This window comes from Hyalangium versicolor (genome assembly GCF_020103695.1).
GTDB classification, from domain to species: Bacteria; Myxococcota; Myxococcia; order Myxococcales; family Myxococcaceae; genus Hyalangium; species Hyalangium versicolor.
The window spans coordinates 53341-69324 of sequence record NZ_JAHXBF010000005.1; the positions used below are offsets into that span (position 1 = coordinate 53341).

14 protein-coding genes and 1 tRNA gene are annotated in these 15984 nt (G+C 67.0%); 12 read left to right on the top strand and 3 right to left on the bottom strand.

Annotated features, from left to right (window positions below):
* Positions 1-17 precede the first annotated feature (17 nt).
* A complete protein-coding gene (locus KY501_RS11850) occupies positions 18-3344 on the bottom strand; it encodes a hypothetical protein (RefSeq protein ID WP_224362985.1) in 3327 nt (1108 codons plus the stop codon).
* Positions 3345-3513: 169 nt separating this feature from the next.
* Positions 3514-4044 carry a thioredoxin-like domain-containing protein gene (locus KY501_RS11855; protein WP_224362986.1) on the bottom strand — a complete coding sequence of 177 codons (531 nt, stop codon included), beginning with the start codon at positions 4042-4044 and terminating at the stop codon, positions 3514-3516.
* A gap of 119 nt (positions 4045-4163) precedes the next feature.
* Here KY501_RS11855 and KY501_RS11860 point away from each other — a divergent pair, with 119 nt between their 5' ends.
* The 3 genes from KY501_RS11860 (at position 4164) to KY501_RS11870 (ending at position 8560) form a co-directional block, all read left to right on the top strand.
* On the top strand, positions 4164-6023 hold the full coding sequence (locus tag KY501_RS11860; protein ID WP_224362987.1) for a M2 family metallopeptidase: 1860 nt from the start codon (positions 4164-4166) through the stop codon (positions 6021-6023).
* A 120-nt stretch (positions 6024-6143) separates the two neighbouring features.
* A complete protein-coding gene (locus KY501_RS11865; RefSeq protein WP_075007460.1) occupies positions 6144-6347 on the top strand; it encodes a cold-shock protein in 204 nt (67 codons plus the stop codon).
* A 218-nt stretch (positions 6348-6565) separates the two neighbouring features.
* Entirely contained in the window at positions 6566-8560 is a 1995-nt protein-coding gene (locus KY501_RS11870; protein ID WP_224362988.1) for a hypothetical protein, read from the top strand.
* 13 nt (positions 8561-8573) lie between these two features.
* On the opposite strand, the gene KY501_RS53615 is transcribed toward KY501_RS11870, so the two are convergent.
* Positions 8574-9290 (bottom strand): FKBP-type peptidyl-prolyl cis-trans isomerase, encoded by a 717-nt coding sequence (locus KY501_RS53615; protein ID WP_224362989.1) that lies wholly within the window; start codon positions 9288-9290, stop codon positions 8574-8576.
* A 143-nt stretch (positions 9291-9433) separates the two neighbouring features.
* On the opposite strand from KY501_RS53615, the gene KY501_RS11880 reads away from it, so the two are divergent.
* The 9 genes from KY501_RS11880 to KY501_RS11920 all read left to right on the top strand — a co-directional run bounded on the left by KY501_RS11880 (position 9434) and on the right by KY501_RS11920 (position 15929).
* Positions 9434-9772: a PilZ domain-containing protein gene (locus KY501_RS11880; RefSeq protein WP_224362990.1), complete on the top strand. Its 339-nt coding sequence runs from the start codon at positions 9434-9436 to the stop codon at positions 9770-9772.
* Positions 9773-9930: 158 nt separating this feature from the next.
* Positions 9931-10740: an LPP20 family lipoprotein gene (locus KY501_RS11885; protein ID WP_224362991.1), complete on the top strand. Its 810-nt coding sequence runs from the start codon at positions 9931-9933 to the stop codon at positions 10738-10740.
* A 17-nt stretch (positions 10741-10757) separates the two neighbouring features.
* On the top strand, positions 10758-11921 hold the full coding sequence (locus tag KY501_RS11890) for a flagellar assembly protein T N-terminal domain-containing protein (RefSeq protein ID WP_224362992.1): 1164 nt from the start codon (positions 10758-10760) through the stop codon (positions 11919-11921).
* Positions 11921-12295: a PEGA domain-containing protein gene (locus KY501_RS11895; RefSeq protein ID WP_224362993.1), complete on the top strand. Its 375-nt coding sequence runs from the start codon at positions 11921-11923 to the stop codon at positions 12293-12295. Before KY501_RS11890 ends, KY501_RS11895 begins: the two co-directional genes overlap by 1 nt.
* The gene (locus KY501_RS11900) at positions 12292-13056 is read left to right on the top strand and encodes a FecR family protein (protein ID WP_224362994.1); all 765 of its coding nucleotides are present in this window, start codon (positions 12292-12294) and stop codon (positions 13054-13056) included. Before KY501_RS11895 ends, KY501_RS11900 begins: the two co-directional genes overlap by 4 nt.
* 115 nt (positions 13057-13171) lie before the next feature.
* On the top strand, positions 13172-14296 hold the full coding sequence (locus tag KY501_RS11905) for an AI-2E family transporter (RefSeq protein ID WP_224363392.1): 1125 nt from the start codon (positions 13172-13174) through the stop codon (positions 14294-14296).
* Positions 14293-15078, top strand: coding sequence for a hypothetical protein (locus tag KY501_RS11910; protein WP_224362995.1), 786 nt, complete (start codon positions 14293-14295; stop codon positions 15076-15078). The genes KY501_RS11905 and KY501_RS11910 overlap by 4 nt, the downstream gene beginning before the upstream one ends.
* Positions 15075-15764: a uracil-DNA glycosylase gene (locus tag KY501_RS11915; protein ID WP_224362996.1), complete on the top strand. Its 690-nt coding sequence runs from the start codon at positions 15075-15077 to the stop codon at positions 15762-15764. The genes KY501_RS11910 and KY501_RS11915 overlap by 4 nt, the downstream gene beginning before the upstream one ends.
* Positions 15765-15857: 93 nt before the next feature.
* Positions 15858-15929 (top strand) — tRNA-Val (locus KY501_RS11920).
* Positions 15930-15984: the final 55 nt, after the last annotated feature.

Here is a 15984-nt window from a genome sequence, read left to right on the forward strand (position 1 = left end):
CCGCGCGAGATTTTCTGTCAGATGAAGGGCAGGGCCTTCTTGGCGAGGTCGCCCAGCCCACCGAGCGCGTCACCCGCCAGGTCGCCGACCTTGCCTCCCAGGTCCTTGAGGCCGTTGAGCGCGTCCTCGGCGGCGTCCACGCCGGCATGGGCCAGGTCCTTCAGCCTGCCGACGGTGTACTCAGCCACCGCGCCGCCCGCGGATGAGAGCTCCTTCAGCGCCGCCACGCCCGCGTCGCCGAGCCCGTGCAGCCCGTCGATCACGGCCTTGGCGCCGTCGGTGAGGTTGTTGGCCCAGGCCTTGGCGACGTCCTTCATCACGCCGACGCCGTCCTTGAGCAGCTGGGTGGCGGCGTCCTTGGCCCACTGGGCGCCCGAGTCCACCGCGCGGCCAATGGCCTCGGCGGCCTTCTTCGCCGCCTCGCCCGGCAGCTTGGCCATGTCCACGAGTGCCTTGCCCGCGGCCTCGGCGGCCTCCTTGGCGAACTCGGAGCCGCCCTTGGCCAGCGTCTCGAGCGCTTCGACTCCGGCCTCGCCCGCGTTCTTGAGCGCCTCGACGGCCTCACCGGCGTACTTCACCACCGGCCCGCCGGCCTTCTCGATGAGCTCGAGGCCCTTCTTGGCGAGCTCGCCGCCCTTCCCGAGGCCCCACTTGGCCAGGTCGAAGGCTTCCTTCGGGCCGTAGTAGGCCACCAGGTCCACCGCGCCCGCCGGGCCCTGCGCGGCCGCGCCGACGAGGTTGACGGCCTTCACCCAGTCCGGAGCCTCGTACTCCTTGCCCTCCTTCTGGGCCTGCTCCATCTTGGCCTTCTCGGAGGACAGGCCGATGTCGAGTGCCAGCTCGGCGATGCCGAAGGCCGCGCCCACGCCAAGGTCCACCGCCGCGCCCACGCCGGTGGCGTCGAGCACGAGCCCCGCCACCGAGTCCACGGCGTTGAGCTTGGAGCCGACCATGGCCAGGTAGCCGAGGTCCTTGTTCTTGTCGCGCAGCTCCACCGCCTCCTTGCCGAGGCTGACGGCGTCCACGAGGCCGGGGACGGCGCCCACGGCGGGGATGATCTTCGCGACGTTCTTGAAGACCTTGCCGGCGACGTCGGCGGTGAGGTCCACGCCCATCTTGCCGACGAGCTTGTCGAGCAGCTTGAAGCCCTCTCCAACGAGGCGGCTGTCGACCTTCTCGAGCACGGGCTTGAGCAGCTTGATGGTCTTGTTGAGCAGGTCCGGAGAAACCTTGGAGCCGAGCTTGGACAGCGAGCCCACGGCGTCGGCGTCCATGTTCTTCATGGTCTTGGCCAGGGCATCGACGGCGTCATCTCCGTCCAGGCCCTTGACCATCTTGGCCACGTTGTCGAGCGTGTCCGAGTTCTTGAGGACCTTGTCGAGCTCGTCCTTGTCCAGGCCCTTGAGGACCTTGCCGAGCTTGTTGGCGTCGCCCGGCGGATCCAGGGAGGCGAGCTTGTCGGTGAGGTTGCCGAGCGCCTCGGGCGTCTTCACCTGCTTGAGCACGTCGCTCAGTTGGTTGACGGGATCCTCGAGGTCGCCGATGGCGGACTGGCCCAGCTTGGACAGCTTCTCGGCCATGTCAGGGTTCTTGAGGGCCTCGTTGGCCAGCTTCGGATCGAGCGCGGCGGCTGTCCGGAGGAACTTGGTGGCGGCCTTGCCGTCCGGAGAGTCCTTCACCTGCTTGAGGACCTGGTCGAGCGCATCCGGATCGGAGACGTTCTGGATGGCCTTGCCGAGCTCGCTCGCATCGACCTTGTCCGCCGCCTCGGCGATGTCCGCGACCTGACCCGGGTTGAGGCGGGACTGCACCTCGGGCGGGAGGTTGCGCAGCGTCTGATCCTGGAGGTCCGCGCCACCCTGGATGATGGCGTCGGGGTTGGGGACGTTGGAGGCGGTGAGCAGATCCTTGAGCTGCTTGAGATCGCGGCCGACGCCCGGGAGCTCTCCGGCGAGCTGCAGGGCGGCGATGGCCTTGTCCTCGGGCTTGGTGTTGGGATCGAACAGGGTGAGCCCGGCGCCCGCGGCGCGGAATGCACCGTCTGCCTTGCGCAGCTCGGGGCCAAGCTTGCTGAGGGCTCCGGCGCCCAGATAGTCCTTGGCGGCCTTGGCGAGGCCGAGGGCGGCCTTGGCCTTCTTCTCGCCGCTGGCGTTCGGATCGGCGAGTGCCACGTACGAGTCGATGAGGGCCTTGGCGGCGGGCAGCTCGCGGTTGAAGACGCGGTTGCCCACTTCGCCGAGCCGGCGCTGGAGCGTCTCGGGGGGGAAGATGTTGCTGGCCTGCTGGGCGATGGAGAGCACCGCCGAGGCCTTCTCCGCATCCGAGGCGGGCGGCTCCTTGGCCAGGGTGCGCAGGGCGTTGCGGCCGTTCTGGTAGCGGACGAGGTTGGTGGCCTCGCGCTCGGTGAGCTGCAGCTTCTTGGCGCCCTCGGAGAGCTCCTGGGCCTCCTGGGGCTTCACACCCTCGGCCACGCCCTTGGCGAAGACGGGATCGGTGAGCGTCTTCTTCGCGGCCTCGTCGGTGCGGGTCTCTCCGGCGGACTGGATGACGCGCGCGAGCGCCTCCTTGTCCTTCACCTCGCCCAGCTTCGCGTCGGGGGCGTCGCCCGTCTTCGCCTGGTTCTCGAGCCGATCGCCCAGGGCCGACAGATCATTGCCGTTCTTGATGCCGAGCTTGTCGAGCGTCTCGCGGTTCTCTGGCTTGCTGGAGAGCAGATCGTACTGCTTGTCGGCGTTGATCTTCTTCTGGGTGTCCGCCTGGGTGGTGGGAGCCTCGGTGCCGAGGAGCTTCTGGAGCTCGTTCTTGCGCGAGGTGCCGTCGAAGGCCGAGGCGATCTCGGCCGGCTTGGCCTTCACCTCGTTGATCTGCTTCTCGGAGAACGGCGCGGGCTTGCCCTTGTCCGGCCCGGAGAGCTTGTTCGCCCGGACCATGGCCTCCTCGGCGCGCTTGGCGGTGACAGCGACCTTCTCCTCGGAAGACTGGAGCTTCTTCGTGGCGGCCTCGGAGGCCTCCTTCGCCTTGGAGGCCTGCGCGGCGCTCTGCTGCGCGGCCTTCTCGGCCGTCTTGGAATCCTCGGAGGACTTCTTGGACTCCTCGGGAGACTGACCGGGCTTCGCGGCCGCCTTGGAGGCCTCCGCCGCTGCCTTCTTCTGAGCCGCGGCCGCCTTCGCCGCTGCCTCTGCTGCCTTCGCCGCTGCTTCCGCCGCCTTCCGAGCCGCCTCTGCTGCCTTCCGGGCTGCCTCCGCACGCCGAGCTGCTTCCGCCGCCGCCGCTGCCGCGTCCGCTGCCGCACTGCCCCCCGATGTACTGCCACTCGTGCTGCCACCTTGGACCGGAGCCACCATGCGTTTCACGCTCTCAGGAAAAGGGAATTCCACGAATCATCGGAAGGAGGCCTCCAAATGTTTCGTCTTTACTGAGGGTTGCAGTGAGGTGTGTTCCCCACACCTCAGGATTTGAGAGAGCAGGGGGCCCAGAGAAGTTCAAAAGATTCCGGGATTTCAGGACCTTGGCTCAAGGAGCGCAGTCGAGCCTGGGTTCGGGTGCGTCCTGATCCTGGAATTGGAGCAGGCAGCGGAGTGCGTCGGGATCGGCGCTGTCGGTCAAATACACGCGGCGCCAGAGGATGGCGGCGACGCGCTGCGGCAGGCCGGAGGCGGGGGTGACGAGGGCGCGGCGGACGCCATTGGAACCGACGAGGGCCGCGTCCCGGGCCTGTTCGAGTTTGGCGATCTCCTCGGGGCAGCCTTCGGGGCAGTCATAGAGGAAGACGGCATGGCCATGCTCGAGGTTGTGGAGCCAGACGCAGGGGGGCTGCTCGGCGTCATAGGTCCGGCAGGCAAGGGTGTAGCCGCAGTGAGGTCCGGCGGTCGGAGGGTTCAACCCGTTGCCGCAGGCGGAGCTCTCGCACAGGACATGCGGGGCCGAGACCTCGGGAGCCACGGAGAAGGTGAAGCGCTCACACTCCTTGGGAACATCGGGTTCGGTGGAGCACGCCAGGAGTGGGAAGAGCGGGAGGAGGAGAGCGAAGAGGGGCCGAAGCATCTTCGTCCTCATAGCCGGGCTTCAGGCGTCGTCAACCATCGCTTGGCAATGCCCCATGAGCATTCCCGAACAACGTTTCAGGGTGCCTTCAAGAAGCGGTTCCTCTAGGGTCGCGCGCCATGATCCGACCCCTTTCTCTCTTGTCCCCCCTGCGTGCGGCCTGCGTGGTCGTGCTGTTGTCCGCCCTGCCTGTGGCGGCTCAGGCTCCAGGTGCCGCGACCCCTGCGGGCAAGGGCAAGCCCACTGCCGCGGATGCGAAGCAGTTCGCGGATCGCGTCAACGCGGACCTCAAGCGCCTCTTCACGAGGCAGGCCACCGCCGAGTGGATCAAGTCCACGTACATCACGGACGACACCGAGCAGAACGCCGCCTGGATCAACGAGGAGGTGCTGGCCTACATGAACCAGGCCATCAAGGACTCGCGCCGCTTCGACGGCCTGAAGCTGGATTCGGACACGGCGCGTACGCTGCACCTGCTTCGGGTGAACTCGCCGCTGGCCGCGCCCTCGGATCCGCAGAAGCGCGCCGAACTCACGACCATCGCCGCGAAGCTGGAGGGCACCTACGGCAAGGGAAAGGCCTGCAAGAAGGACAAGGCAGGCAAGGAGACCTGCAAGGATCTGGGCGAGCTGGAGGACGTGATGGCCGCCAGCCGCAACTACGACGAGTTGCTGGAGGCGTGGTCCGGCTGGCACCGCGTCTCGGTGCCCATGCGCCCACTTTTCGAGCGCTTCGTGGCGCTGAGCAACGAAGGCGCCAAGGAGATTGGCTTCGCCAACACGGGTGACCTCTGGAAGTCCGCGTATGACATGTCGCCGGACGCCTTCGAGAAGGAGACCCAACGCCTGTGGCAGCAGGTCCAGCCGCTGTACAACGATCTGCACTGCTACGTGCGCGCCCAGCTGACCAAGAAGTACGGCGCGGACAAGGTGCCCGCGGGCAAGCCCATTCCGGCGCACCTGCTGGGCAACATGTGGGCCCAGGAGTGGAACAACATCTATCCGCTGGTCGAGCCCTACGCGGGGCAGGCGAGCCTGGACGTGACGGCGTCCCTCAAGCAGCAGGCCTACGACTCCATCAAGATGGTGAAGACGGGCGAGTCCTTCTTCACCTCGCTGGGACTCAAGCCGCTGCCGTCTACCTTCTGGGACCACTCGATGTTCACCAAGCCGCGCGATCGCGAGGTCGTCTGCCACGCCAGCGCGTGGGACGTCACCTACAACAACGATCTGCGCATCAAGATGTGCATCAAGCCCACCGAGGAGGATCTCGTCACCATCCACCACGAGCTCGGGCACGACTACTACTTCACCTATTACTACCAGCTCCCGGTGCTCTATCAGTCCGGAGCCAATGACGGCTTCCATGAGGCCATTGGTGACGCGATCACGCTCTCCATCACCCCGGGCTACCTCAAGCAGATCGGCCTGCTGAAGGACGTTCCGAAGAACGACAAGAACCTCATCAACCTGCAGATGAAGGACGCTCTGGACAAGGTGGCCTTCCTGCCCTTTGGCTTGCTGATCGATCAGTGGCGCTGGGACGTGTTCGCCGGGAAGACGGCGCCGGCCGACTACAACAAGGCGTGGTGGGCGCTGCGTGAGAAGTACCAGGGCATCTCCGCGCCGGTGGCTCGCACCGCGGAGGACTTCGATCCGGGCGCCAAGTACCACGTGCCGGCCAACGTCCCCTACACGCGCTACTTCCTGGCCCGCATCCTCCAGTTCCAGTTCCACAAGGCCATGTGCGAGGCGGCGGGCTTCAAGGGGCCGCTGCACGAGTGCTCTGTGTATGGGAACAAGGAAGCTGGCAAGCGGCTCCAGGCCATGTTGGAGCTGGGGGCCAGCAAGCCCTGGCAGGAAGCGCTGTTCGCCATGACGGGCCAGCGCCAGATGGATGCCACGCCGCTCATCGAATACTTTGCTCCGCTCCGCCAGTGGTTGCAGGAGCAGAACAAGGGCCAAACGTGTGGCTGGTAGCTTCCCCTTGTAGACACGAGTGGAAGCCCCGCTTACATTCTCCTTGCTCTATCGGGTTTTTCTCGTAGGGACCGGACGGCGATGACCGCGCCCGTGAAGAAGGAAGAAGAGAAGAGAGCAATGGCTACTGGTACTGTGAAGTGGTTCAACGATGCCAAGGGGTTTGGCTTCATCACCCAGGACGGCGGGGGTGAAGACGTGTTCTGCCACCACACCGCCATCAACATGGATGGCTTCCGGACACTGCAGGAGGGGCAGAAGGTGCAGTTCGAGGTGGCTCGCGGCCCCAAGGGCTTGCAGGCCCAGAACGTGCGAGCGGCGTAAGCCTACTCTCGTTCTTCGTTGCGCATGAGGGTCCGATCCGAGAGGGTCGGGCCCTTGTTGCTTTCTGGAGGTTCTGCTTGCGAACGTTCCTGTCCCGCTCTGCCCGCCTGCTCCCCCTTCTGACGATGATCGGTTGTGCCTCCACGCCCGCGGGTGCTCCGTCGGCGCCGGTGGAGCCCTCGGGCGTGTTAGCCCCTGCTGCCTCGGAGGCCTCATCCATGAAGTCCGCCTCGAAGAAGCCCGACACCGCCGCGCTGAAGGCGGAGCTGGTGGCGAAGTATGGCGAGGCCCAGCGGGCGCGCATCGAACGAGGCGTGGAGCAGGTGGCCGGGCTGTGGCGCGAGGAGGATGGGGACCTGGCGGCGTTCGTCCGCGAGTCCTTCATCGCCGATCCGAAGATCCTGGACGCGACCTTCGATCGCTTCGAGCACATCTTCGAGCAGCTGGATGGGCACTTCAATGAGATGGGCCGTGAGCTGCGGTGGGCCACGGACATCGACATCGGGCCGCTGCTGCCGGTGGATCCGCTGCTGGCCGCGTACGATCCGAGCGCGCACCTCACGGACGATTTGTTCGGTTCGAAGATCGGCTTCGTGGTGCTGCTGAACTTCCCACTCACCACGCTGGCCGAGCGCACCGCGCACGCCAAGGACTACACGCGGCGGCAGTGGGCCGAGACTCGGCTCGCGGGGCGCTTCTACAAGCGCGTGCCCGCCGAGGTGCAGCAGGAAGTCTCGCGGGCGGGCGCGGAGGCGGATCTCTACATCGCCCAGTACAACGTGTGGATGCACCACGTGGTGGACGGCCCGGAGCGCCGCAGGCTCTTCCCGAAGGGGATGCGCCTCATCAGCCACTGGAACCTGCGGGACGAGCTGAAGGCGGACTACGCGGACAAGGAGCAGGGAGCCGCCAAGCAGCGGCTGATCGTCAAGGTGATGGAGCGCATCGTCACGCAGACGATCCCCGCCGCCGTGATCGACAATCCGAGGGTGGACTGGGATCCGATCACCAACACCGTGACGGTGGCGCCCGCGGACGAGGTGGAGGCGGATGCTCCCGCGCGGCCGGCCCAGGCGGAGACCGCCCCCGAGCCGGATACGCGGTACGTGCGGCTGCTGGCGCACTTCCAGGCTGCTCGGAAGGTGGATCCCTACGTGCCGGTGGCGCCCACGCAGATCGCCCGGGCCTTCGAGTTCCAGCGCGAGCTCTCCGAGGAGCGCGTGAAGGCGATGCTGACGCAGGTGCTCAGCTCGCCGCTGGTGCCTCAGGTGGCGCGGCTCATCGAGCAGCGGCTGGGGCGCAAGCTGGAGCCGCAGGATCTGTGGTTCAACGGGTTCCGGCCGGGCTCCTCGCGCTCGGAGGCGGAGCTCGACAAGCTGACGCGGCAGCGCTACCCCACGGCCGAGGCGTTCGCCAAGGACATCCCCCGTATCCTCCAGGGGCTGGGCTTCTCGAAGGAGCGCGCCACGTATCTGGCCGAGCACATCCGCGTGGATCCCTCACGCGGCGCGGGCCATGCGATGCAGGCGATGCGGCGCGGTGACTTCCCCCACCTTCGGACGCGTGTGGAGAAGGGCGGGATGAACTACAAGGGCTACAACATCGCCGTGCACGAGCTGGGGCACAACGTGGAGCAGGTGTTCTCGCTCTACGACGTGGACCACACGCTGCTGTCGAGCGTGCCCAACAACGCCTTCACGGAGGCGCTCGCCTTCGTCTTCCAGGCGCGGGATCAGGAACTGCTGGGGCTGGGCAAGCCGGACGCGGTGGCCGAGCGCGAGCGGGTGCTCAATGACTTCTGGGGCACCTGGGAGATCGCGGGAGTGGCGCTGGTGGATATCGCGGTATGGCACTGGCTGTACGAGCACCCGGAGGCCACGCCCGCCCAGCTGCGCGAGGCCACGGTGGCGATCGCGAAGGACACGTGGGATCGCTACTACGCGCCGGTGCTCGGAGGGCAGGGGACGCCGCTGCTGGGCATCTACAGCCACATGATTTCCTACCCCATGTACCTGCCCGACTATCCGATCGGGCACTTCATCGCGTTCCAGATCGAGGAACAGCTGAAGAAGAAGGGGCCCCTGGGCGCGGAGTTCGAGCGGATGGCTCGCTATGGCTCGGTGACACCGGACCAGTGGATGGTGAATGCCACGGGCGCACCGGTGAGCGCCGAGCCGTTGCTGCGAGCCACCGAGGCAGCACTCTCGCGCTGAGGGGCGCTCCGGACTACTGCTTGGAGGTATCGCCGGGGATGCTGACGAGCTCCACTTCGAACTCGAGGACGGCGTTCGGCGAGATCTTCGAGCCAGGGGGCGGGCGCTCGCCGTAGGCCGTCTTGGCGGGGCACGTGAGCTTCGCCTTGCCGCCGACCTTCATCTTCTGGACGCCTTCGGTCCAGCAGGAGATGACGCCATTGAGGGGGAACTCGGCGACCTGGCCGCGCCTGTAGGAGCTGTCGAACTCCTCGCCGCTGATGAGGGTGCCGCGGTAGTGGACGCCCACGGTGTCCTTGGGCTTGGGGCTGGGGCCGGAGCCGGCCTTCAGCTCCTTGTAGATGATGCCCGAGGGGAGCTTCTCCGCGCCCTTCTCCTGAGCGGCCTTCTCCAGGAAGGCCTCGTTGGCCTTGGTCTGCCGGGAGCGAGCCAGTCCCTGGGTGCGCTGGGAGTACTGATCCACCTCCACGGCCGCGGGGGTGCCGATGACGGCATCGGAGAGGCCCTTCTTGAGGATATCGAGCTCGGCGGGGCTCAAGCCGAAGACGGAGAGGCTTTTCCCGAACGAGTATCCGAACGCATAGATCGTCTTCTCGTCATCCGTCTGGAGCTGGACCGGGGCGGACGCTGGGGGCGGGGCGGCGGGAGGCGGAGTCTTCGCCTTGCCCTGGGCGTTCGCCGTGGAGGCCATGAGGCTGATCACCATCGTCGCCAACAACTTCATTCGCATGCTTCCTCCTCACAAGAGCCGCGGAACTATAGGACTGCCCATCCGCCCTCGGCCGTTTTCTTGCCAGGGCTCCATTTGCCTCTACCGTGCGGAACATCCTGCTTCACGTTGGGAGCAGGTTGTTGCAGCACGGGAGGGACGAGATGAGCGACAAGCGGAAGGCGAAGCGGGCACCCATCGACATCTATCTGAACAAGTACATGGGCGGAGTGCCCTATCTGACCCGCGCTTCCGACATCAGCGAGGAGGGCCTCAGCCTCGCGCAGCTCATCGAGCCGCAGCACAACGCCCGGCGGGTGGGCCTCCAGTTCCAACTGCCCGGTTCGGAGGAGGTCATCTACGCGGAGGGTGAGGTGGTGCGCGAGTGGGCCGAGCTGGACCGGGCTCGGCACGAGCGCTCGGGTGTTCGCTTCACGCTGCTCACCGAGCGGCACCGCCAGATGATCGACGCCTACGTCAGCAAGTTGGATCGCGGTAACTGACGCGCCGCGTCGCGGTCTGGGCTTCGCGAGGGAGACTCCCAGCGAGCGGGCGTGTTCACTGTGGGAGCACGCCTTGACTTGGTTGGAAGCCGGTCGATTGAATGGCCCGCCATTCAGTCGCATCGACTCGCCCCATGGGCGAGGACGGAGGCCCTCCCGTGAAGCGCTCGTTGTGGATGCTGGCCCTGGTCGTGCCGCTGTCGGCCGTCGCGCAGGGCAAGGATGCAAAGCCCGCTGCTAGCGCGGCTCCCGCGGCTTCCACGGCGAAGGTCGAGACAGGGGTCAATTGGGAGGGGCAGAGCCTCCGGGCGACGGGATCGGGAGCGCCCGACATGAAGGCCTCCAACCCGGCCCAGGCGCGGCTGGGCGCCGAGCGCGCGGCGAAGATGGACGCGTTCCGCAACCTGCTGGAGCAGGCGAAAGGCGTGCAGATCAGCGCCGGCCGCACGGTGGGAGATGTGCTGGCGAGTGACGAGATCCGAGGCCGCGTCGAGGGAGTCATCCGCGGCTTCAAGGTGGTCGACAAGCGCTACTACTCGGACGGTGGCGTGGTGATGGACGTGGAGGTGCCGCTGTCGGCGCTCACGTCGGCGCTGACGCCGGCCACGGTCCCGGCCATCGCGGTGAACACGCAGGGCGTGAGGAAGTACACGGGGCTGGTGGTGGACGCGCGGGGGCTGGGCGCGAAGCCGGTGCTGGCTCCGAGGCTGTTGGATGGGACGGGTAAGGCCGTCTATGGCGCCGAGGCCTTGTCGGCCGATGCCCGGAAGTCCGCGGCCGTGGCCGCCTGGTACAAGAGCATCGACGAGGCACAGAAGAGCGCGCTGGTGGGGGAGAAGCCCCTGGTGGTGAAGGCGGCGCAACTGCAGGGCACGGATCTGGTGCTGGCCGAGGATGAGCTGAAGAAGCTCAGCGAGGCGAACGCGTCGTTCCTGGCCGAGGGCCGGGTCGTGATCGTCACCCAGTAGCGCGAGCGAGGGCGGACATGAACGCGTTGAAGCTGACGGTGCTCTCCTGGCTGGTGGCGGCGGTGGCGCTGGCAGCCGACAAGACGCCCGAGTTCGTCACGCAGGAGGCCACGGGCGAAGCGGCCATCGTGGACAACAACCGCGACAAGGCGCTGCAGGATGCGAAGAGCGCCGCGCTGCGAGAGGCGGTGGAGCAGGTGGCCGGAGTGCTGCTCTCGTCTTCGACGCTGACGGCGAACAACCAGCTCGTGAGCGACAGGGTCTTCTCCCGGAGCGATGGCTACGTGCGCAAGTACGAGGTCCTCGAGAAGAAGGAGGAGAAGGGCGTGATGAAGGTGGCGGTCCGGGCGGAGGTGGGTACGGCCCAGCTCGACCGGGATCTGCAGGCGGTCAAGGCGCTCGTCGAGCGGCTTGCGGGCAGCCGGCTGCTGATCGTGGTGCAGGAGCAGTCGGTGAGTCCGGACAAGGTCATCACCGAGACGAACGTCCTGTCGCAGATCCTGGCGGAGACCTTCCAGAAGGACGGGTGGCGCATCATCGATCCGGCCTTTGCGGCGGGAAAGCTGGAGGTCTCCTCAGGAGTGTCACTGCTCACGCCGGAGAAGAAGGTCATCCAGGAACTGCGGAGCGCGGACTACATCGTCACGGGCAAGGTGACCCTGCGCTACGAGCCTCCGAAGGCCGCGTTCGAGCTGAAGGGGTACTACCCGGTGACGGGGGAGTTCGAGCTGGCGGTGTTCGCCACGGACTCGGGGACGCAGATCGCGCACGTGAGCGACAAGCTCACCAGCCAGGGAGTGCCGGTGTTGGTGTCCTACGAGAGCACGGCGCACGGCATCGCGAAGCTCCGGGGCCAGAAGATCGTCGATGAGGTGCGCAGGGCGGTCGTGGAGTACCTGTCGAAGTCGGAGCAGAACGGCAGCGCGGTGGTGGTGACGGTGCTGGGGCTGACGGACTACGCCTCGGTGAGTGAGTTCAAGAAGCTCCTGGGGCAGACGGTCACTGGCTTGAGGGACGTGAAGCAGGGAGACTTCATCAAGGGCAAGGCGACCTTCGACGCGCTTCTCGTGGGCTCCACGGATGACTTCGCCGATGCCCTGAGCCAGAAGACGTACCAGGGCAAGAAGGTCAGCGTGACGGGCGTGACGGCCAACACTGTCGAGATCACCCTGGCGAAGTGATGCGGAACTGGGGCTGGGTCACGGTGGTGTGTGGGGTGCTGGGGTGTGCCGGTCGCTCGGACGAGCCGGCGACGATGGCCCAGGCTCGGGAACTGCTGCGCAAGGCCGAGGCACCGAGTGGAGACGTCGTGCTCCGGTGCGAACCACCCGACGGAGAGGTCTCCTTGGACGGAGTCACACAGGGGCTGTGCAGTGACTTCAAGGGGTCGCCTCGGGGGCTGCGAGTGGGCGAGGGGCTGCACCAGATCGAGGTGAAGAAGGAAGGCTACTGGCCGTACACCACCTATATCGAGCCCCATGGGACCCGGGCCGTGTTGAACGTGCGGCTCCGGTCGATGGGGACCGAGATGACGCCCGAGAGAGGGACTCCGTGACGGGATGGCTCAGGTCGACTGCTGGAGCGTGGGGCGTACTCGCGGCCGTGCTGGTGCTGCCTGGGCTCGCACTGGCGAGCATCGGGAAGGTGTCGGTGCTGGAGGGGACGGCGAAGCGCACGAATGGCGAGGAGACGCAGGCGCTCGAGGTCGGTTCGGAGATCGAACTGAACGACACGATCGAGGTGGGCAGGGACTCCAACCTGAAGCTCACGTTGACGGACGAGAGCGTGATCATGCTTGCGGAGGGTAGCCGGCTCACGATCGACGAGGCCACCTTCGAGGGACAGGAGCGCAGGGGCTTCGCGGCGAGGCTCGGGTTTGGGAAGCTCTGGGCGAAGGTGAAGAAGGCGCTGGGAGGTTCGGAGGCGAAGTTCGAGGTGAAGACGGAGCGTGCGGTGGCGGGAGTGCGAGGCACGATCTTCCGGGTGGATTACGGCGACATGGCGCAGGCGATGGTGCCAGCCGATAAGCTGCGCATGGTGGTGCGGGTGGTGGAGGGGCGAGTGGTGGTAGCCGCGCGGGTTCCCAGGAAGGGCGTGCCGGGCCAGACTCCGCCGGCCGGCGGGGCGGCGGGGAAGGGTGAGCGGCATCAGGTGCCAGGACCGCGAGAGATCACCCAGGAGGAGTGGGAGCAGAGGTTCATCGAACTCAAGGCCCGGCAGCAGGTGGAGGTTGGGGAGACAGTGGAGCTGACGAAGCCGTTGGATCAGAAGGCAATGAGGGACAGATTCGGCCGTTTCGTGGAAGGCCACCCGTAGCTCGCAGACGAGGAGTCGTGTCATCGGACGTCGCAAGAAAGGCAGTGCTCGAGCGGTGAAGGCCCCCGAGGAGCGTCGTGAAGTCTCACCTCCGGTTCCCGAGGTTCCGGAGCCTGTGCTGCACGTCGTTCCATCCGAGCCACCCTCGGACCTGTCCGAGGAGGAGGCGCGGCGGATCGATCTCGCCTGGTCGGCGGTGATGGTGACGGCGCTGGGGCTGGTGTTCGCGCTGCTCTCGGTGTTCGGAGGGGTAGCGGTCCCGGTGTTGCTGGGATTGGCGGGTGCCTACGTCTTCAACCCGGTGGTCAGCCTGCTCGAGCGGCACAAGGTGAACCGGACGTGGGGGACCACGATCGTGTTCGCGGGCTGCACGCTGGCGCTGGTGGGGGCGGTGCTCTACCTCATCCCGGTGTTCCAGGAGGAGGCGGCCAAGCTGCCCGACTTCTTCCGCCAGGCGAGCACGCAGATCATCCCCCACGTGGAAGGACTGCTGGGGGTCTCGCTGCCGGAGTTCGTGAATCAGCGGACCGCGGAACTGGGCGCCAAGGCTTCCGAGTTGTTGCAGAGCGCCGGGCCTGCGGCGGCGCAGTTGGCGGCGCGCTTCGCAGGCAACACGGCGCGATTCGTGGCGACGCTGCTGGGGCTGGCGGTGGTGCCCGTGTTGGGGTTTTTCTTCTTGAAGGACTACCCGCGGCTGGTGGCGCTCGTGAGGGGGTTGATCCCTCGGCGCGCGGTGGGGCTGGCAAGCCGGCGCTTCTCCGAGGTGGATGACGTGCTCTCCGCCTTCGTGCGAGGCCAGCTGACTGTGGGCTCGATTCTTTCGGTCATCTACAGCACGGGCCTCTCTATCGCCGGTATCGACATGGCGATCGTCATCGGTGTCGTCGCGGGTTTCGGGAACATGGTTCCGTACCTGGGCACGACGGTGGGGATCGGGCTGGCGCTGCTGGGGCTGATGTTGTCCTGGCAGGGGCCGTGGCAGCTTGCCGTGGTGGCGGGGACGTTCCTGGTGGCGCAACTCTCCGAGGGCCTCATCATCACGCCGCGCATCGTGGGCGAAAAAGTCGGGCTGACGCCGGTGACGGTGATCATCGCGATCCTCGGCTTCGGCGAGCTGTTCGGCTTCCTGGGCATCCTGCTCGCGGTGCCGGTGGCCGCCATCCTGAAGGTGGTGCTGCGCGTGGTGGTGCTGCGGTACCAGCGGACGCCGCTGTATACCGGTGAGGCCCCCGGGCCGTGAGCGCCGCGGCCGTCCTGATCGTGGCATTGCTGGCCCAGGCGCCGACGCCCGAGCCGCTCGTCCTTCAGGGGTATCGGCTGCACCTGGTGGTGGATGAGTCCAGAGATGCGGACGAACTGCGCGCGTTGGCTGGCAGCGGAACCGTGCTCTGGCTGCGCACGAGTTCGAACACGCTGCGGGACTCCACCCTTGAGGCGCTGGCCCGGTTTCCCGAGGCCTACGTCCAGCTTCGCCCTCCCTTGAAGGAGGCGCACGTCCGGCAGCTTCGGGGAGCGCCGCGTGCAGGTGCCTGGCTGGATGCGAAGGTGCTCTTGGGGGCGGGGTTGCACTGGCTCGGGCCACGGCGGACGGCGGTGGAGATTCGAGGTGCTCTCGATTCGGAGCTTGCCCGCAAGCTGAGTGCACTGCGTCCCTCGCGGATCGTCTGGCAGCCCGGAACCCTGGACGTGAGCCTGGGGGACTGGGGGACGTTCGCCCAGCTGCCCGGGAGCAAGGTGCTGGCGCTGCCCGAAACTCCAGGGACCCTATGCCCTGAGCTCCCCTGGCGAGCGGCCCTGGCCACGATCTCCCTCCGGGTAGAGGAGGGGATGGGCACAGAGCCTTGCAGGCTGGGCCAGCGGGTCGTCATGAAAGGCTTCCCCAACGATGCAGCTTTGGCGCTGCTAAGCCGGGAACGCCCCACGGAGTTCGAGATCGAGGTAGGACCAGGGGAACGGGAACTGGAGCGGGCACGAGCCTGGGTTCAGCGGTTGGAGGCAGCAGTGCGAGGTGAGCGCAGGTGACGAAGCTCGAGCGCGTGCATGCGGAGATCATCCGCTGCCGGGCCTGTCCAAGGCTGGTGGAGTGGCGGGAGGAGGTGGCACGGGTGAAGCGCCGCGCCTACCGTGAGTGGACCTACTGGGGCCGGCCGGTGCCGGGCTTCGGCGATCCACGGGCCCGGCTGGTCATCATCGGCCTGGCGCCAGCGGCCCACGGGGCGAACCGGACGGGCCGGGTCTTCACCGGGGATCGTTCGGGGGACTTCCTCTACGCGGGGCTGCACCGTGCGGGATTCGCCAACCAGCCCACGAGTCAGCACCGGGACGACGGGCTCACGCTCACCGGGGCCTATGTGACGGCGTCGGCCCGCTGCGCGCCACCGGAGAACAAGCCGCTCCCGGAGGAACTGGCCCGCTGCGCACCCTTCCTGGACCGGGAGCTGGCGCTGCTGCCGGCCCGGGTCTTCTTGGCGCTCGGAGCCATTGGCTGGAACGCCACGTTGGTGGCTCTGGCCCGGTCGGGAGTGGAGCTGCCCACCCCCAAACCGGCCTTCGGTCACGGGGCGGAAGTCGCCCTGGCAGGCGGACGGACCCTCGTGGGCTGCTACCACGTCAGCCAGCAGAACACGCAGACGGGGCGGCTGACCCCGGCGATGTTCGACGCGGTCATGAACCGGGTGCGGCAATTGTTGGATACCGCGCCACCATGAAGGCCACCGGGTCAGGAAGAGGATCAGCGCGCGTCGGTGTTTCCTTGACAGCTGCGGGAGCCCACTGCTATTCCCGCCGCGCTTTTCAGGCACGGGTCGTTAGCTCAGCGGTAGAGCACTACCTTGACACGGTAGGGGTCAGTGGTTCGATCCCACTACGACCCATCCACAACTGAATTCACACAGCGGGCGGCACGGCTTCCAGCAAGCCTGCCGCCCG